A 16,960-nucleotide genomic window follows, 5' to 3' on the forward strand; every position below is an offset into this window, starting at 1 on the left:
CTAGCCTACACGTGACAACTTCAATAGTTTTCGTAAGTCCGCCAAGACGTCCTTACTTAACCGCACCAAATCCTCATTGGCCTCAGGTGTATAAGCCATCACAAGTTGCCCTAATGGATCAACGATCAACATTTGCCCTGCTTGGACTTTTTCCGACAACGAATCATTCATTTGCATCACTATCATCGTTTCGCTCGCACTTGCTGACTGCTTTGATGTCCAGATAACTGGGACGACTCGCTCTTGGTACTTGCCCAACGCAATATGACTCTGCTGCATGAGGTGAAGTTGTTGCTGACACTGTTCTTGGCAATCAGAAGGCAACACATAAGCCAATTGCCACCCTTTTTCACTCAGAGGCGATGTCTGCCCCAATTGTTCAAATGTGGTATAGGGCTCCACCAGCTCACCTCTATTAGTCACACCCGTTTCATACCAGCCTTGACTAAGCACTACTTTGGCAATAATTGCCGGGAGAGCAAAAAGGACAATTAGCGACAACAGTACAATTCTTCCTCTCGTGACCGCTGATGTCATACCTCACCTCCTTGTGAGCGTGAACTTTTGAACCATCGAATGAAGATCATTACAGTGATAAGCAGAAATACACCCGCCATAACAAACCATTGAAAGGAGTAACCAAAATGCTTAGCACTGGTTAATGGCAAAGGATTCCATGGGAAAGAATACGACCATCGGACTAAATTGTTTGGCTGTACGACGGTTGGCATTAATTCGACATTGAGCAACTGGCTCAGTTGATTGATGTTGAGATTTTGGACGCGTATCGTATCGCCAACTTCTGCCATTAAGTCGGAACTCAAAGGGTTCATCGATTTGCGATATAAACGTCCAGTAACCTCGTAAGGGGCTTGTAAAGTTTCCACTTTAGGTAGCACAGAGCGTGAAGCTTCCCCTTTGACAAACCCTAACTCTAGGAGGGTCAATGTGGTTGGGTCTTGGGTCAAGGAAACGACTTGAAACGCTAAATACCCCACTGCCCCTTCATACGTCTGGTTATCTAAAAGGATGACCGGAAGTGCCTCCGGAGTCACATTGGCTTTCACCTTAATGCCAATCACACTCTCCTCACGCCAATCATTGTTCTCCAGTACAGTGCGCATATCCTGATAAGGTGCATTCGCTCTTGCCAAAATAGCTTGCTCTAAAAGCTGCTTTTCGTTACCACGTTCGAGCTGCCAGAAGCCCAGTTTGACCAATAGAGAAAACACGACCACAGTTAAACAAACAGCAATCCAAACCCATTTCGATAACATCAAAAACGAAACCGGAGGTGCCATGTCCACCGTATTTCTGTTCAAATTAACGCTTGTCCTTTTGCTGCTTTTCATCATCTTTAACCTCGCAAAAGCGCTTATCGAAATGGTTCGCGAAGACCCAGAGGATTCATCGAAAAAAGGCAAACCAATGAGCCATTATCTCGGTCGTCGTGTCATGTTTTCTGCGTTAGTCGTGATACTCCTTCTGATTGCTCTAGGGGCAGGCTGGATCGCCCCTAACCCTCGTCCTTACTAGTTTTACAGGACATAAACAAAAACAAATAAACACAGCCAAACCACATCTACAAAGTGCCAATACCAGCTGCCCGCTTGGAACGCAAAATGGTTTTTAGGTGAAAAGTGGTCCTTGGCGATGCGAAACAGCAATACGATGAGGAAAATGGTACCGAGGCACACGTGCAAACCATGGAAGCCCGTGAGCATAAAGAAGGTATTGCCATAAACGCCCGATTGCAGTGTCAGACCAATATCTTGATAGGCGTGGGCATACTCGACCGCTTGGTAATAGAGGAAGAAACCCGCTAAGACGATGGTGATCTCCAACCAGACAATCAGCGCCGTTCGCTTATCTTGTTCTAAGCTGATGTGTGCCATATGTAACGTAATCGAAGACAATAGCAGCAAAATCGTATTGGTTAATGGAATGCCTTGCCACGGCATTGCTTGAGTCGTATCACCACCCGGCGTGGTAGTGAGCGGCCATATCGCCTCGAAAGCTGGCCACAGCACTTCATGAGTCATGGCATTGTTATCTGCGCCACCTAACCAAGGCACGGAAATCATTCTTGCGTAGAACAGAGCACCAAAGAACGCACCAAAGAACATGATTTCTGAAAAGATGAACCAGCTCATCCCTTGTCGAAATGAACGTGTAATTTGCGCGCTGTACTTTCCGGTAAGGGATTCGGTGATGACGTTACTGAACCACCCGGCCAACATGTAAAGCAAAAACAGCATACCAACCGCAAGAATAATGCCGCCTAGCGTCCCAACCGCACCGTCACTTTGAGTGCCTTGAACGGTCATTCCAGCACCGACAGCGACAAGGAATAACGCAAATGCACCTACAATAGGCCAACTGCTTTGTGCGGGAACATAATAGGTATCAGGCTTGTTACTCATGAGTTCTCTCCTTACAGACGCGCTTTGGTTTGAGGCGTTAAGGTCTGTTTCTCACTCCCTGAGAGGCTAGCTGTCGAAGACTCGCCCGATTGAGGAGGAAATTTGTAGAGTGTGTAAGACAAGGTCAATGTATGAATTGAATCCGGCACGTCCGGCTCGATGTAGAAAATCAAAGGCATACTCGCTTGTTGCTTACCTTCCAATGGTTGTTGATTAAAGCAAAAACACTCGATCTTATTGAAGTAAGCCGCACCAGTACCCGGCGATACGGAGGGCACAGCTTGTCCTACTAAATCTTCACCGCTTTGATTAAAAGCAAGATATTCAGTTTGAATCACTTCACCAGGATGAACATCCATGGATACAACTTTTGGTTTGAACTCCCAAGGCATGTCTGGACTGACGTGCGCCATAAATTCCACACGAATCGTTCTACTGATATCCGCTTGCATTCCTGTGGGTTGAATCGCTGCGACCTCACTGGTTTTACCGTTAATACCCAATGCATCGCACATAATGTCGTAGAGCGGTACGAGGGCAAAACCGAAGCCGAACATCATTGCTGTCGCTAACAGCAACTTGATAGTGAGTTTCTTATTGGATGAATTAGCTTGCATCTCGCTCACCTCACTCTTTTCTTAATCGACGTTTGGCGGCGTTGTGAACGTGTGGTGTGGCGCTGGACTTGGTACTGTCCACTCTAGACCTTCCGCCCTCTCCCATGGCTTGGCTGGCGCTTTTTCACCGCCACGGATGCATTTAATCACTAGCCAGAGGAAGATCAGTTGGGAAAGACCAAAGGCAAAGCCACCTATCGACACGATTTGGTTTATGTCAGCAAACTGGATGGCGTAATCGGGAATACGTCGTGGCATCCCAGCTAAGCCCAAGAAATGCATTGGGAAGAACAGTACGTTAACCGAGATAATTGAGCACCAGAAATGCCACAGACTCAGCTTGTGGTCATACATATTGCCCGTCCACTTCGGTAGCCAGTAATACGCTGCCGCCATAATCGAGAACACCGCACCTGACACCAATACATAGTGGAAGTGTGCTACGACAAAGTACGTATCGTGGTATTGGAAGTCCGCAGGCACAATTGCCAGCATCAAGCCTGAGAAACCACCTATTGTGAAAAGAACAATAAAGGCGATGGCAAATAACATCGGTGTCTCGAACGTCATTGCACCTCTCCACATGGTCGCTACCCAGTTAAACACTTTCACCCCGGTTGGCACGGCTATTAACATGGTGCAGTACATGAAGAAAAGTTCGGCGAATACTGGCATCCCTGTGGTAAACATATGATGCGCCCACACTAGGAATGAAAGCAGCGCGATACTACAAGTTGCGTAAACCATCGAATGGTAACCGAACAACTTCTTGCCACTAAACGCAGGGATGATTGCCGAAACAATACCAAACGAAGGCAAGATCATGATGTACACCTCTGGGTGACCGAAGAACCAAAAGATGTGCTGGAACATCACTGGGTCACCGCCACCAGCGGCATCAAAGAAGCTGGTACCGAAGTATTTGTCGGTCAGTACCATGGTCACCGCACCGGCTAGTACGGGCATCACCGCGATCAACAAGAACGCCGTGATCAGCCAAGTCCAGACGAACATTGGCAACTTGAACCATGTCATGCCCGGTGCTCGCATATTTACAATGGTCACGATGACGTTGATGGCACCCATGATGGAACTGATACCCATGATATGGACTGAGAAAACAAACAACGCCGTACTGTCAGGGCCGTAGGTTGTAGAAAGTGGCGCGTAGAAAGTCCACCCGAAATCAGGACCACCACCCGGTAAGAACAAAGAGCCGATCAAAATGAGGAAAGCAAAAGGTAAGATCCAAAAGCTCAAGTTGTTCATTCGCGGTAACGCCATATCTGGAGCGCCAATCATCATTGGGATCATCCAGTTAGCTAAGCCGGTAAACGCAGGCATGACGGCACCAAATACCATCACCAAACCATGCACCGTCGTCATTTGGTTAAAGAACTGAGGGTCAACCAATTGCAAACCCGGTTGGAACAACTCAGCGCGAATGACCATCGCCATCGCACCGCCAGTGAGGAACATGGCAAAACTAAACCATAAATAAAGCGTACCGATGTCTTTATGACTGGTGGAATAAAGCCAACGCGCTAGCCCTTTTGGTGCGTGATGATGATCGTGGTCGTCTTCAATCGCAATGGTGGTGTTTGCAGTAGTTTGCGCTTCTGCAGGAGCAGACTTCACCGCTTTTTCAATTGGCTTACTCATATTTCCTCCTTGGCACTTTCTTGTGCCTTAAAGGCGTTAACATCGGATGCTTGAACGGTATCGCCGGTATCATTTCCCCAAGCATTCCGTTGATAGGTAATAACAGCAGCAATTTCTTGGTCGCTAAGTTGGTTAGCAAAAGCTTGCATCGCTGTCCCTGCGCGACCATTTACCAGTACGTCGATGTGAGCAATGACCGGACCTTTGGCGATCTCGCTGCCTTTAATCGCAGGGAACGCCCCCGGAATACCTTCACCGTTAGCTTGATGACATACGGCACAGCGCGCGGTGTAAATCGACTCACCTTGTCCCATCAAATCTTCTATTGAAAGGTCTTGCGTCAATGCCTCTTGTGCAACAGCTTTCTGCAGAGCAATTTCTTGTTTCTTGTCTGTCATCCACTGTTCGAAATCATCTTCCGCCATCGCGTGTACGACAACTGGCATAAACCCATGTGCTCGGCCACAAAGTTCTGCGCACTGACCACGATAAACACCCGGCTCATCAATCTTGGTCCACGCTTCATTGATAAAGCCTGGAATCGTATCTTTCTTAACTGCGAAATCAGGCACCCACCAGGAGTGGATTACGTCATCAGACGTCATTAAGAAACGAACTTTACGGTTGATTGGTAAAACGAGCGGGTTATCCACTTCGAGTAAGTAGTGTGCACCTTTCGCTTCGATGCCATCAATTTCTTTCTGACTGGTAGCAAGAAGGCTGAAGAATTCGACGTCCTCGCCGAAGTAGCTGTAGTGCCATTTCCATTGTGAGCCGGTTATCTTAATCGTGAGGTCAGATTGGCTGGTGTCTTCCATGGCCACCAGCGTTTTGGTCGCCGGAATTGCCATCGCAATGAGTATGATGACGGGGATGATGGTCCAGATAATCTCCACTTTGGTGCTTTCATGGAAATTTGCCGCAACTGCTCCTTTTGACTTTCGGTGCCGGAAGATGGAGTAGAACATTACGCCAAACACAACGAAGGCGATGGCACAGCAAATGTAGAAGATCAGCATATGTAATTCATACACTTGCTCACTGATCCCCGTAACACCCCGTGTCATGTTGTAATCATTTTGCTCTGACCAACTGGACGAAGAAAATGTGATAAAAATCACATTCGCTAATAAGGCTAGAGTAGTTGCTAATCTTTTCAAAAGATCTCTCCTCTGCTCAGCCGCTGCGCTTGCGCGAGCTTCCTTGCTTCCCGATGCAAATATCGAACAAATTTACAAAAAATCATAAAAACTACGATTTCAGCACTCTTTGTTATATTTATGTTAAAAGGCTAGTTATAGTTCAATAGTTCTTCAAGAAATTAACCGTGAATAAATTTCGTGTAGAGAGAAAAATAAATTCGGTTTATCGATTGCCCTCTTTGAAATGTAATTGAGAACCATTTACATTAGTAAAAAGAAAACATTGGGACACTTTCCGAATTAAAGTGTCTAAACAAGTAGGTTCCCCCTGCTAAGGAAAGATGAATATGACAACACAAATTACTCAGTGGCTAGCACGAGACCCTGACCCTAAAACCCGCGAAGAGCTCCAGCACCTAGTCGATACAAATAATGAACAAGAACTGACAGATCGATTTGGCTCACGCTTAGCATTTGGTACGGCAGGTCTGCGCGGTAAAGTTGGTGCTGGTCCAAACCGCATGAACCGCTTAGTGATTCAAGAAACGGCAACTGGTCTCGGTCACTACCTGATTGAACAAGTAAAAGACGCCGCTTCTCGCGGAGTCGTGATTGGCTATGATGGTCGTCCAGATTCCAAGCAGTTCGCACACGATACAGCCTCCGTTCTTACTGCTTTAGGTATCAAGGTTTATCTAACCTATAAAGTAGCGGCAACACCAATTGTTGCTTTTGGTGTGCGTGAATTGAATGCAGCAGCGGCTGTCGTCGTTACCGCAAGCCATAACCCACCTGAGTACAATGGATTTAAAGTCTACTGGGAAAATGGCGCGCAAATCATTCCACCACACGATTCTGGTATTGCAGCCAAGATTGATGATGCGACAACAAAACCGCTTCCTCTAATGTCACTCGACGACGCGAAGCAAAAAGGTCTATTAGTTTGGCTTGAAGACGAGTACTACCAAACGTACCGTAAGACAATGAACGACAACGCGCTGCTTACACCAAACAGCAACACAGACATCTCGATTGTTTACACGGCAATGCACGGTGTCGGTGCGGACATGGCAGAAACGTTGCTCGCAGACGCTGGCTTTAAAAAAGTGGCAAGTGTTCCAGAGCAGCGCGAACCGGACGGCACGTTCCCTACCGTAAACTTCCCAAACCCTGAAGAAGCAGGTGCAATGGACATGGTGATGGCACTGGGTAAATCTGTTAATGCCGACATAGCTTGCGCGAACGATCCTGACGCAGACCGCTTTGCCGTGGCAGTAAAACGCCCAGATGGCGAATACCAAATGCTAACGGGTGACCAAGTGGGTTCATTGTTTGGTGACTACTTACTGCAAGATCAACCAAACGCGCTTGTTGGGAATACCATTGTGTCTTCTCGTCTATTGAGCAGTATTGCGAAAGCACATGGCGCAGAATACTACCAAACGTTAACTGGCTTTAAATGGCTAACCAACGTAGCAATGACACAAGAGACAGATGCAAATCCGTTCCTATTCGCTTACGAAGAAGCACTAGGCTACACGGTAGGCAACAAGGTTTGGGATAAAGATGGCTTGTCAGCACTGGTCGCTTTCTCTCAATTAACAGGTAAGTTGAAAGCACAAGGCAAAACGCTGTGGGATAAGTTAGAAGAGTTATACCGCCAACACGGTTTCTACTTCAACGCGCAACGCAGCATTGCGCTTGACCCTAAATCACCACCAATCGGTGACAAACTTCGCGCGAACCCACCGAAAGAGATCGCGGGTAAACGCATTGAAGTCATTGAAGATCTGAAGTCATCACTTCGATTTGTGACCGATTGTCCAACAGAAGCGATTGACTTGCCTGCAAGTGACGTATTGGTTTACCACCTAGAAGACAAATCACGCGTGATTGTTCGCCCTTCAGGTACTGAACCGAAGTTGAAGTGTTATTACGAAGTGATCAGCGACTTCCCAGCAGAGATGAATTACGCGCAAGCTAACCAAGCAGCGGAAGCGAAGATGAACGCATTGATCGAAGCACATCAACAAAGCTTGTAATTCAGGTTTGAAACATTGACTCTGTGACAACAGCAAATAGTAAATAGTAAAAGAGGCGCATCGAGCGCCTCTTTTTTTGTTCAATTCAAACCAAATCAAGCAATCTGTTTTTGCAGGAAATGTTTATCAATGCCTGCTGCTGGGTAACCTGAATACTGCCCTACTTTTTCAAAACCCAATTTCAAGTAAAAATCGAGTGCTTGAAAGCTATAAGTATCGAGATACAAGTGCGTCACCCCATGTGATTTCGCTTGTTCTTCCAGTAGAGAAATCAGTTTGCTTCCCAATCCCGAAGTGCGTGCCTCTGCATCTACCCAAAGATATTCAACGAACACGTTGTTATTGAATATCTCTCCCGTGAGTCCACCAATCACTTTACCCTCGTCATTACGGGCAAAACAGCCAATGGCATTTACATCACCATCCGGTAAATGCATGCGGTTATACGCTCGGATGCCATCACGGATAAAATCGAGATCGCTTTGTTCTGGGTTGAGTTTAAATTCAAGTTTCATACTGCCACTCCTTGGAAATCAGAGTGATACTAAAACAAAAAGCCAGCGAGTGCTGGCTTTTGTATAAAAATCTGATTGTTCTTACATCGCGAAGCTACTAAGCATCCAAACTGCCAAAATAATAAACACTAATCCCATCAGCTTGCCTTGGTACATACGGAACTTAGCGTTTTCAACCAAACCTTTCCCCAATGTTCCAGCAAGAGCAACCAGTAAAATGTTGAATAATAGGCCTAATACATTCAGCACTAAGCCTAGCGCCAACATCTGTTCACCAGAAGATGCCGTGATATTACTAGATACAAACTGTGGCAAAAACATCACGAAAAACACCAACGCCTTGGGGTTCAGTAAATTGCTCATTAAGGCACGCTGATAGTAAGTCGATGCCATTTTGTTTTTCTGGTCAAGCTCCGGTGCAGCAGATACGTCCGCTCGTAGACAATCCCAGCCCATTTTGAGCAAGTACGCGCCCCCCAGTAGATGGAGCACTTTTAATGCGATTGGACTCATTGCAATCAAGGTCGACACGCCCATTGCCGCTAACAGCGTTAAGATCACGCCGGACGTCGCGTTGCCTAAGCTCGCAAACAGACCAACTTTTTTGCCATAGCTCATACTAGAACTGGCAATCAGCAGCATGTCTGGGCCGGGTAATAAAAGGAGAGCAACAACAGCAGTGAGATAAACGGGGAGTACAGATAAATCGATCATGATTGGGACTAGATTTTTAAAACAGGCGGCGAATCTTATACCAATGATTGAACAACGACCAGACCAAATACCTCCATTGAATATTAAAATCAGAAAATAAAGAAGGTTTAATGCTCACTTTAAAAACAATTAACCTTTTTGGAATTTATTTTTAATACTGATAGCAATTTTGTACAAAAATACTCAGGATGGTTCCGGTAGACTCCTGTTGACGTTGTCCCTCCATTTACGCTTGAGCAATTCAGAACGAAAATGAAAGAAAAGAATAAGGAAATCGCGACTTTTAAGATTGCTCAAGAACTGGGCGGCTTGGAGCTGCTCGACGCAAAGTACGAAAAACAAAATTTCTCTCGCCATAGCCATGAAGGCTACACCATTGGCGTGATTGAAAAAGGTGCGCAACAGTTCTTTCGTACTGGCGGAAATCATATTGCACCGCAAGACAGCATCATTCTTGTCAACGCCGACGAGGTGCATAACGGTCACTCAGCGTCAGAAGGCGGTTGGGAATACAAAGCCATGTATCCCGTACCTGAGCAGTTTCAAACGCTCGGGGAAGAACTCGGCGCACCCAATGTCGCACAGCCCTACTTCCCCCAACCCGTTGTTTATGATCCAGAACTCGCTAATCAACTGCGGTTGGTATTCGATACGCTAGAGAAATCCGATAACCGCTTACTAAGAGAGACACTTGTCTACGGTACGTTGGTCAAACTTGCCAGCAAGCACAGTACACATCGAGCCTCTCTTCAAGATGCGACCAAAGCGCAAAAGCAAGTACATCTGGTCAAAGAGTTTCTTGAAGACTTCCCTCAAGCCGATGTCTCTTTAGAAGAACTTGCGAAATTGGCGGGATTAAGCCCTTTTCATTTGTTGCGCGAGTTTCAAAAACAATTCGGCTTTCCGCCGCACGCGTTTCAAATTCAGCAGAGACTCCGAATGGCGAAAAAACTGCTCAAGTTAGGACAAAAGACTTCTGATGTTGCTCAAGAGTGTGGCTTTCACGATCAAAGCCATTTGCATCGTCACTTTAAAAAAGCCATGGGCGTAACGCCTGGGCAGTACATCAAGCATTGTTAGCAATTTTGTACAAGGCAGCGTGCTGAGGTCAGTCTACCTTAACAGCATGTTTTTCTATTTAAGTTGAAGTTATGGATACTACTTTGCCAACTCATCAAAATTCAAAATCCTCGCTCTTTTTACAAGGCACCATCGCTATGATGCCATTGAGCATCGCTGTGTTGCCCTGGGGGTTATTAGCCGGCTCATTTGCCATTGATACTGGCTTACACCCTCTGGAAGGTCAGGCGCTTTCCGCTATTCTGTTTGCAGGCTCCGCCCAACTTGTAGCCATGGGGATGATTAAAGCAGGCGCTGGCTTGACTACGATGCTGCTGACTACTTTTTTCATTACCTCTCGCCATTTTCTCTATAGCGTTTCAATGCGCAGTAAGATTTCGCCTTTGCCAGCAAAGTGGCGTCTTTCACTTGGCTTCTTACTCACTGACGAGCTATTTGCCATCGTCGGGCACCAATCCGATAAACAATTTGATCGATGGTACGCCCTTGGCGCTGGGTTAAGCTTTTATCTCTTCTGGAACTTCGCAACGCTTGCCGGCATCGTTGCCGGCAGTTTGATACCTGAATTGAATGAGCTCGGATTGGAATTTGCCGTTGCTGCCACTTTTATCGCGATTGTGGTGCCAACGATAAAAAGCATTCCCGTGTTATGCAGTGTCTTGGTGGCATTAGTTAGCTCAGTGGCGCTGAACTACTACCAAGTAGAAGGAAGCTTGATGTTCGCGAGCATTCTCGCCATGTTGACGGGCTATTTTGTGGAACAATTTACGACGAAAGCACCAAACCTTGAGAGTACACAGGAGGAACGCCAATGATCTTTTTGTCTATCTTAGCCATGACAGCCTTGGTGTTCACCAGCCGTTATCTGTTCTTAGAACCTAAGTTACCGCTTAGGTTAGGCGTAAGAACTCAGAAAGTGTTGAGCTACGCAAGCCCTGCAGTACTCACCGCAATTTGGGCTCCAATTGTATTTATGCCAGAGGGTGAACTGAGCGTCACATGGCAAAATCCATTTCTATTGGCTGCTCTATTAGCCGCTGCGATTGCGTACCTCACCAAGAATGTCTTGCTCACCACCATAGTAAGTATGGTCGCGTTCTTATTGCTTCGAATTTGGTTGTAAGCTCACGACTAAGTAGCTACCCACTCAATCTCTAACAAGGTGAAGTCTCCACACTTCAAACGCCCAAGGAAGACATCGCCTTGATGCACTTCTCCCACGCCCTTTGGTGTGCCTGTCATCACGACATCGCCATCTTCTAGAGTTGTATAGCTCTTCAGCTCATCGAGAATACTAACTGGTGGGTAAAGCATCTGTTTAACGTGCCCTTTTTGAACATGAACACAGTTAATCAAAAGCTCTAAGTTGAGATCGTCTATATCGACACCGTTAAGAGAGTGGAATCGACTGAATACTGCTGAACCGTCAAACGCTTTAGCACGTTCCCAAGGTAATCCTTTTTCTTTGAGGGTCGATTGTAAGCCGCGTTTGGTCAGATCTAGGCCAAGCCCAACCGCATTGTATTGACCATTTTTGATCAGAAAACAGATTTCTGCTTCGTAATGCAAAGGCTCTTGATGAAATGAGGTGAGTTTGGTTGAAACGGAAGTCGCCGGTTTATTAAACACGACCATTTGTTCTGGCATGGCATTATTGAGCTCTTGAATATGCTCAACATAGTTACGCCCAACACACAGAACTTTACCAACTTTGACTTTCTTCTCTTCAACCTGAATGACGCTCATTGCTCTTCCCTGCAAAACAAAACGCACATGATAATCTAACTGATTGAGTTGCCCACACTAGTTCCCACTCTTGAATGTTAAAAACAAGACATTCAGCCCGTTTTGCTCTCTCGCCTTCAAGGCGAAACTCTCTCATTTATCAAACATTAGAGATGAAAAAAGCCAGCACGAGGCTGGCTTTTATAGTAACTAGGACAGGTTACTATTATAGGTAGTAACGAGCACCAAGTGCCCATTTGTCGTCTGTTTTACGATCGTTAGCATCGTTTAGGTCGAACTGGTAACCAGCGTAACCAACAAACTTAGAAGTGAAGTTGTATTCTGCTTGAACAGCCATCTCTTCACGTGCAGTTTCAGTTTTGCTGCGGTTAAACTCTTTACCTTCAACCATTTCGTAGTTGATGCTTAGGTTTAGACTGCTTGGTAGAGCGTATGCTAGTAGCGCTTCGTACGCATCACTGTCTACAAGGCGAGCGCCGTTTGTGCCGAAGTTCATGTTCTCGTTTGAACCGTATACTGCTGCTACGTATAGGCCTTGACCGTATGAACCGTAAGATGCAGATACTAGGTGAGATTCAGCAGATTGCTTGCCTACAAAGTTAGCTTGTTGGATATCACCACCGTTGTAAGTGTAACCAATTTTCGCGCCCATGATTGCGTAAGAAAGTGCAACTTGCATACGGTCATCGTATTCTGCACCGTCAGTCTTAGCACCTTGCCAACCTAGACCGAAGTTGATTGCACCAGCTTCACCTAGCTCGATTGCGTTGCGGTAAGAAAGCATCTTGTCCGCACGACCAGTACCTAGAGCACCGTGGTCATCGTAGATAAAGTCGTTCGCAAATGCGATTGGCATATCAGCAACGCCAGCTACATCGTAGTAAGGTGCCCATTGAGTACCACCAACTGCACGGCCGTATACGTCGTGAGTTAGACCTAGGTAGCCAAGACGAGTAGTGAATGACTCTTCACCGCCATCTAGGTAGTTAAGAGCCCACTCACCGCGAGCGTCAGCTGTGAAGCCGTTGCCTAGGTCTTGAGTTGCTGTGAAGTTGATACGTGGAGAGTTAGTACCTACATCTGTGTCGCCTTGCTCTGAACCGTTTAGGTTAACAGATACGTGACCACCGATAGCGAAAGTAGTGCCGTCGTTGTTGTAAAGTTCCACTGCTACTGCTTGTGTACCGAATGTTGCTGCAACAATCGCTGCTGCTAGGAATTTTTTGTTCATTATAAAATCCATGTATTTATTCATTAGTTTATAAGTCAGTCTTATACAAAAGTGGACCGGGGCATCTCTTCCACCAATGTCGCGTCACTTTTGCTTAACAACTGTTGCTCACTGTATTTCAGAAGTTCCCAAGAGCAGAGTGAAAAGATGTAATAAAAAAGAAAAATGGCAAACGTTTACCCATAAGCAGACAACAATTTAAGAAAACAACACCCAAAAATAGAAACACTTTGTTACATTTAAGCCTAAATCACTATCTAAGCTATTGTAATTGTGTGATTAACGCAGAGTTTAACGAGGATTTTTGTTACATTTCAAAAAGAAAATTATGATTAGGAACTTTTTTAAAATTAGGCTGTCCACTTAAAGGAGCAGAAACATAAAAAAACCTAAAACCTGTTTTCTATAAGGTTTCATCAATATCTCCCCTGTCACTCATTTGAAATAAAAATGCAATAGAATCATCACGTAACAGAAATCTATCTTTCATTTTCGCGGTTTACCTTAAGCGTCATCGACACAAATCGAGCAAGAAAGCTCATCGATTACAACTAGGGTAATAAGAAAATGAAAAAGGCAGCACTAACTACCGCGATTCTAACAGCATTGGTATCAGCACCATCATTTGCAGCAACCGTGTATAAAGACGACGGGACTGAATTGAAAGTTGGCGGTCGCGTGGAGTTTCGTGGCGACTTCATCGGTTCTGACGGTGCAGAAGTTGACGGTACTATGGAAGATGCATCTCGTGCACGTCTAAATCTAAAAGGTAAAACAGATATCGGTAATGGCCTATCTGCTTTTGGTGTTTACGAAGCTGAACAAAAAACAGGTAAAAGCGAGTTTAAAAACCGTTACATGTACGCTGGTGTAAGTGCTGATGCAGGTGATTTTTCGGTAGGTCGCCAAGACATGGCTGCTGTTATCATCTCTGATATGACGGATATCACTGAGTTCTCAGGTGTTCAACAAGTTATTGATTCATCCTCTGATAAGCAAGACAGCGTATTCGCTTACCGTGGCGAATTTGATGCTCTACAAGTTCAAGCAACTTACCAAGCCAACTCTGGTGACAGCCAAGACAAATACGGCATCTCTGGCCTTTATTCTCTACCAATGGGCCTAGACCTAGGTCTTGCTTACTCTGGTGGCGATGTAGATAAAGATAACTCAGAAGACCAAATTCTTGGTGGTATCGCCTACTCTCTTGAAAACTTATACCTTGCAGGAACTTACTCTCAAGGTGCCATTGATGACTCTGAAGACTTTACCGCTTACGAGCTTGTAGCAAGCTACAAATTAGCAAGTAAGTTTACTGTTGCTGGCCTATACACTTTCCAAGAGAACGATCCAAATGGCGCAGCAAAATATGACGCGGTTGATGGTTTTGAGCTGGTTGGTTACTACAAACTTAACAGCAACTTCCGTACTTACCTTTCTTACTACATGAACCAGCTGGATGAAGAAAAGAATGGAGAAGGCAAGGTAACTGAAGGTGAAGACACACTACGTCTAGGCGTACGTTACGACTTCTAATAAAAACTTGTCCTAATAGCGAGTCTTTTGGCCGGCACTCTTGTGTCGGCTTTTTTGATCGTACTCACTAACCTGCCTTCTTTTAATGCACCTAATCCCGAAGTTAGTGCATTCCCTCTAGGCTTTCTCAAGCTATGTTCATCTAGGCCTTTAAAATCAACCAATTAAAAGTTGGCACACTAGCTGCAATAACTAAATCGAGCAAATGCATGGCAGCGTTTGTGCTTCTCGTTCTTTGTACCTACTTCGGTAGGCACGTCCTTTAAATTGGTAATGTCGCCTCCCTCTGGGAGGCATTTTTTTATTGGCTACCCTATGAATAGAACGTATGATTCTGGCCATTCTTTAAAAACGGAAATATCCAATTGAATCATCATCCTGTCCAAGGTGCATCTTGGATGCTCACCGCGGGTTTAGCATTCGCCGTCGTTAATAGTTTTGCTCAAGTTGCGAGTATACACTTTGGAGTGTCGTCCACGACCTTTGCGTTATTCCAATACGCGATCGCCTTTTTTGCGATATTGCCTTATTTACGCACCCTAGGCATTCGTCAATCACTGCGCACAAACCACTTTGGTTGGCACGCTCTACGTATTTTCCTTGCCGTTATCGGGATCCAACTATGGCTGTGGGCACTCGCGTATCCAGTGCCAATTTGGCAAGGTATTGCGTTGTTAATGACCTCGCCTTTGTTTGCTACTATAGGCTCAGGTCTGATACTTAAAGAGAAAGTTGGGGTAGCGCGTTGGATCGCTACCTTAACTGGCTTTATTGGCGCAATGATCATCCTTGAGCCTTGGTCTGACTCTTTTACCTGGGCGACACTGTTGCCAGTTGGCGCTGCTTTTTTCTGGGCTTCTTACTCTCTGATGGTGAAAAAATTATCAGTCAATGATCCACCGTCAACAATGGTGGTTTATCTACTGTTATTGATCACACCATTTAATATCATACTTGCGGTGCCAACATTCGTGATGCCAGAAGGGTGGGATGTTTGGGGTATTCTCATTGCGGCTGGCGTGTTAACCGCCTTAGCGCAATGGGCGGTCGTAAAAGCTTATGCCGTAGCAGATGCGTCTTTCGTTCAACCTTTTGACCACGCGAAATTACCACTTAATGTCTTTGCCGGTTGGTTAGTGTTCAGCTGGGTTCCACCAGGTCGATTATGGTTGGGTGCCGCGATTATCGTTGGCTCAATTGCTTTCATCACTCATTGGGAAGCAAAAAAAAGAAAGTAAATTGAAAGAATTTCTTTGGTTTTGAGTTCTATATTTTCAGGAAAGGAAATGAGGATTATCGTATGACACAGCCAATCAAAATGACACTTTATCGTTGGGCAGGCAGCTGGGGACCATTCAAGGTTAATATTCCATGTGGCGAATGCACCCTAACTAAAGACATTCTTGCCGATACTTTTGAAAACGAATTAGCGGGTGTCTCCGTAGAGCTAGAAGTTAAAGATTGGTTGTCCCATTGGTGGGAACCACTAAAACTTGGTGCTTGGCACGCCCCTATCCTAGTTGTTGAAGGAAAAGTCGTCAGCCAAGGGGAAGCGCTAAACCGAGGCGTGCTTGTTCAATCAGTTATTGCTGAGTGGACTAAACGCGATCAACTTAAAGGCAATATTGTCTACGGCAAAGCGACGTGTCCTTACTGCGTTAAAGCCAAAAAGTTGCTGGATGAGACGGGTATAGAATACACATACTATGACGTCGTCAAAGACAGTGCAGCCCTTTACCGAATGATACCTGAAGTGAAAGCCATCATTGGCGAGAAAACACCTGTAACGGTGCCGCAAATTTGGTTAGATGGAGAGTACATAGGAGGCGCAGACAACTTGGAAAAGTGGTTAGCGGAAAAGGGATTAGATAAAGTGCCTAACAACGTTGTTGAGATCCCAAGTCAAAGCGCATAATTATCACCTAGCAGAAACACGACATCTCTAACAAAGCAAAAAGCCCTGATATCAAATCAGGGCTTTTCCTATTAATTCGCTAGCTTTTTCATTACTCGAGCAAACATTGAAGGTTTCTTCTTCTTTGTTTTACCGTAAAGCGCTTTGTGCATCGCGTCTTTTGCGATCATTTGACCAATGTAAACGCCACCAAGTTCGTAACCCATGACCTTCTCCTAAGAAGTAATTGACTGGTTTATGTTGTAATTTTACACCACAAACCACCAAAAACAAGATAAAGATCACAAAATAATTGTAATTTAATTACAAGAAATTTAATCCTAGCGAATCAAAAAAG

Annotated in this window: 19 protein-coding genes; 8 read left to right on the forward strand and 11 right to left on the reverse strand. The window is 45.3% G+C overall.

Annotated features, from left to right (window positions below; translation table 11 throughout):
* Together ITG12_RS21625 and ITG12_RS21630 are read right to left on the reverse strand one after the other, a co-directional pair.
* On the reverse strand, positions 1–537 hold the full coding sequence (locus ITG12_RS21625) for a hypothetical protein (RefSeq protein WP_038875401.1): 537 nt from the start codon (positions 535–537) through the stop codon (positions 1–3).
* Positions 534–1,301 carry an SURF1 family protein gene (locus tag ITG12_RS21630; protein ID WP_038875403.1) on the reverse strand — a complete coding sequence of 256 codons (768 nt, stop codon included), beginning with the start codon at positions 1,299–1,301 and terminating at the stop codon, positions 534–536. Before ITG12_RS21630 ends, ITG12_RS21625 begins: the two co-directional genes overlap by 4 nt.
* On the opposite strand from ITG12_RS21630, the gene ITG12_RS21635 reads away from it, so the two are divergent.
* Entirely contained in the window at positions 1,300–1,536 is a 237-nt protein-coding gene (locus ITG12_RS21635; protein WP_005425979.1) for a DUF2909 family protein, read from the forward strand. The two genes, ITG12_RS21630 and ITG12_RS21635, sit on opposite strands and share 2 nt — an antisense overlap.
* Positions 1,537–1,538: 2 nt before the next feature.
* Here ITG12_RS21635 and ITG12_RS21640 read toward each other — a convergent pair whose 3' ends face one another.
* The 4 genes from ITG12_RS21640 to coxB are packed head-to-tail and all read right to left on the reverse strand — an operon-like array spanning position 1,539 to position 5,862.
* Positions 1,539–2,423 (reverse strand): cytochrome c oxidase subunit 3, encoded by an 885-nt coding sequence (locus tag ITG12_RS21640; protein ID WP_009706156.1) that lies wholly within the window; start codon positions 2,421–2,423, stop codon positions 1,539–1,541.
* Positions 2,424–2,434: 11 nt separating this feature from the next.
* Entirely contained in the window at positions 2,435–3,040 is a 606-nt protein-coding gene (locus ITG12_RS21645; RefSeq protein WP_038875406.1) for a cytochrome c oxidase assembly protein, read from the reverse strand.
* 21 nt (positions 3,041–3,061) lie between these two features.
* A complete protein-coding gene (gene ctaD, locus ITG12_RS21650) occupies positions 3,062–4,702 on the reverse strand; it encodes a cytochrome c oxidase subunit I (RefSeq protein WP_038875408.1) in 1,641 nt (546 codons plus the stop codon).
* Positions 4,699–5,862 carry a cytochrome c oxidase subunit II gene (gene coxB / locus ITG12_RS21655; RefSeq protein ID WP_080869674.1) on the reverse strand — a complete coding sequence of 388 codons (1,164 nt, stop codon included), beginning with the start codon at positions 5,860–5,862 and terminating at the stop codon, positions 4,699–4,701. The genes ctaD and coxB overlap by 4 nt, the downstream gene beginning before the upstream one ends.
* 329 nt (positions 5,863–6,191) lie before the next feature.
* Between coxB and ITG12_RS21660 the strand changes: the two genes are divergently transcribed.
* The gene (locus tag ITG12_RS21660) at positions 6,192–7,886 is read left to right on the forward strand and encodes a phospho-sugar mutase (protein ID WP_038875411.1); all 1,695 of its coding nucleotides are present in this window, start codon (positions 6,192–6,194) and stop codon (positions 7,884–7,886) included.
* A 95-nt stretch (positions 7,887–7,981) separates the two neighbouring features.
* On the opposite strand, the gene ITG12_RS21665 is transcribed toward ITG12_RS21660, so the two are convergent.
* Entirely contained in the window at positions 7,982–8,401 is a 420-nt protein-coding gene (locus ITG12_RS21665; protein WP_038875413.1) for a GNAT family N-acetyltransferase, read from the reverse strand.
* 81 nt (positions 8,402–8,482) lie between these two features.
* Complete coding sequence (locus ITG12_RS21670; RefSeq protein ID WP_038875415.1) at positions 8,483–9,115, reverse strand: LysE family translocator; 633 nt, start codon at positions 9,113–9,115, stop codon at positions 8,483–8,485.
* A gap of 252 nt (positions 9,116–9,367) precedes the next feature.
* On the opposite strand from ITG12_RS21670, the gene ITG12_RS21675 reads away from it, so the two are divergent.
* From ITG12_RS21675 to ITG12_RS21685, 3 genes are all read left to right on the forward strand, one after another.
* A complete protein-coding gene (locus ITG12_RS21675; RefSeq protein WP_038875418.1) occupies positions 9,368–10,195 on the forward strand; it encodes an AraC family transcriptional regulator in 828 nt (275 codons plus the stop codon).
* Positions 10,196–10,266: 71 nt separating this feature from the next.
* Complete coding sequence (locus tag ITG12_RS21680) at positions 10,267–11,010, forward strand: AzlC family ABC transporter permease (RefSeq protein ID WP_038875421.1); 744 nt, start codon at positions 10,267–10,269, stop codon at positions 11,008–11,010.
* Positions 11,007–11,318 (forward strand): AzlD domain-containing protein, encoded by a 312-nt coding sequence (locus tag ITG12_RS21685; RefSeq protein ID WP_005435565.1) that lies wholly within the window; start codon positions 11,007–11,009, stop codon positions 11,316–11,318. The genes ITG12_RS21680 and ITG12_RS21685 overlap by 4 nt, the downstream gene beginning before the upstream one ends.
* Positions 11,319–11,326: 8 nt before the next feature.
* Here ITG12_RS21685 and ITG12_RS21690 read toward each other — a convergent pair whose 3' ends face one another.
* Both ITG12_RS21690 and ITG12_RS21695 read right to left on the reverse strand, forming a co-directional pair.
* A complete protein-coding gene (locus ITG12_RS21690; protein ID WP_038875423.1) occupies positions 11,327–11,941 on the reverse strand; it encodes a fumarylacetoacetate hydrolase family protein in 615 nt (204 codons plus the stop codon).
* A gap of 205 nt (positions 11,942–12,146) precedes the next feature.
* Positions 12,147–13,172 (reverse strand): porin, encoded by a 1,026-nt coding sequence (locus ITG12_RS21695; RefSeq protein ID WP_038865316.1) that lies wholly within the window; start codon positions 13,170–13,172, stop codon positions 12,147–12,149.
* 567 nt (positions 13,173–13,739) lie between these two features.
* Between ITG12_RS21695 and ITG12_RS21700 the strand changes: the two genes are divergently transcribed.
* The 3 genes from ITG12_RS21700 (at position 13,740) to ITG12_RS21710 (ending at position 16,623) form a co-directional block, all read left to right on the forward strand.
* Entirely contained in the window at positions 13,740–14,708 is a 969-nt protein-coding gene (locus tag ITG12_RS21700) for a porin (RefSeq protein WP_038875426.1), read from the forward strand.
* A 398-nt stretch (positions 14,709–15,106) separates the two neighbouring features.
* Positions 15,107–15,946 carry a DMT family transporter gene (locus ITG12_RS21705; RefSeq protein WP_042600010.1) on the forward strand — a complete coding sequence of 280 codons (840 nt, stop codon included), beginning with the start codon at positions 15,107–15,109 and terminating at the stop codon, positions 15,944–15,946.
* A 62-nt stretch (positions 15,947–16,008) separates the two neighbouring features.
* Positions 16,009–16,623, forward strand: coding sequence for a glutaredoxin (locus ITG12_RS21710; protein ID WP_038875429.1), 615 nt, complete (start codon positions 16,009–16,011; stop codon positions 16,621–16,623).
* Positions 16,624–16,694: 71 nt separating this feature from the next.
* Here ITG12_RS21710 and ITG12_RS27730 read toward each other — a convergent pair whose 3' ends face one another.
* A complete protein-coding gene (locus ITG12_RS27730) occupies positions 16,695–16,829 on the reverse strand; it encodes a hypothetical protein (protein WP_095760458.1) in 135 nt (44 codons plus the stop codon).
* Positions 16,830–16,960 lie beyond the last annotated feature (131 nt).

It is taken from the genome of Vibrio sp. ED002 (genome assembly GCF_023277445.1).
Taxonomy (GTDB): domain Bacteria; phylum Pseudomonadota; class Gammaproteobacteria; order Enterobacterales; family Vibrionaceae; genus Vibrio; species Vibrio jasicida.

Excerpts from the sequence above, each read along its gene's own strand:
- ITG12_RS21695 (WP_038865316.1), bottom strand. The coding sequence starts at position 13,172 with ATGAACAAAAAATTCCTAGCAGCAGCGATTGTTGCAGCAACATTCGGT.
- ITG12_RS21700 (WP_038875426.1), top strand. The coding sequence starts at position 13,740 with ATGAAAAAGGCAGCACTAACTACCGCGATTCTAACAGCATTGGTATCA.
- ITG12_RS21670 (WP_038875415.1), bottom strand. The coding sequence starts at position 9,115 with ATGATCGATTTATCTGTACTCCCCGTTTATCTCACTGCTGTTGTTGCT.
- ITG12_RS21640 (WP_009706156.1), bottom strand. The coding sequence starts at position 2,423 with ATGAGTAACAAGCCTGATACCTATTATGTTCCCGCACAAAGCAGTTGG.
- ITG12_RS21660 (WP_038875411.1), top strand. The coding sequence starts at position 6,192 with ATGACAACACAAATTACTCAGTGGCTAGCACGAGACCCTGACCCTAAA.
- ctaD (WP_038875408.1), bottom strand. The coding sequence starts at position 4,702 with ATGAGTAAGCCAATTGAAAAAGCGGTGAAGTCTGCTCCTGCAGAAGCG.
- ITG12_RS21675 (WP_038875418.1), top strand. The coding sequence starts at position 9,368 with ATGAAAGAAAAGAATAAGGAAATCGCGACTTTTAAGATTGCTCAAGAA.
- ITG12_RS21680 (WP_038875421.1), top strand. The coding sequence starts at position 10,267 with ATGGATACTACTTTGCCAACTCATCAAAATTCAAAATCCTCGCTCTTT.
- ITG12_RS27730 (WP_095760458.1), bottom strand. The coding sequence starts at position 16,829 with ATGGGTTACGAACTTGGTGGCGTTTACATTGGTCAAATGATCGCAAAA.
- ITG12_RS21665 (WP_038875413.1), bottom strand. The coding sequence starts at position 8,401 with ATGAAACTTGAATTTAAACTCAACCCAGAACAAAGCGATCTCGATTTT.
- ITG12_RS21705 (WP_042600010.1), top strand. The coding sequence starts at position 15,107 with ATGCTCACCGCGGGTTTAGCATTCGCCGTCGTTAATAGTTTTGCTCAA.
- ITG12_RS21710 (WP_038875429.1), top strand. The coding sequence starts at position 16,009 with ATGACACAGCCAATCAAAATGACACTTTATCGTTGGGCAGGCAGCTGG.
- ITG12_RS21690 (WP_038875423.1), bottom strand. The coding sequence starts at position 11,941 with ATGAGCGTCATTCAGGTTGAAGAGAAGAAAGTCAAAGTTGGTAAAGTT.
- ITG12_RS21685 (WP_005435565.1), top strand. The coding sequence starts at position 11,007 with ATGATCTTTTTGTCTATCTTAGCCATGACAGCCTTGGTGTTCACCAGC.
- ITG12_RS21635 (WP_005425979.1), top strand. The coding sequence starts at position 1,300 with ATGTCCACCGTATTTCTGTTCAAATTAACGCTTGTCCTTTTGCTGCTT.
- ITG12_RS21630 (WP_038875403.1), bottom strand. The coding sequence starts at position 1,301 with ATGGCACCTCCGGTTTCGTTTTTGATGTTATCGAAATGGGTTTGGATT.
- ITG12_RS21625 (WP_038875401.1), bottom strand. The coding sequence starts at position 537 with ATGACATCAGCGGTCACGAGAGGAAGAATTGTACTGTTGTCGCTAATT.
- ITG12_RS21645 (WP_038875406.1), bottom strand. The coding sequence starts at position 3,040 with ATGCAAGCTAATTCATCCAATAAGAAACTCACTATCAAGTTGCTGTTA.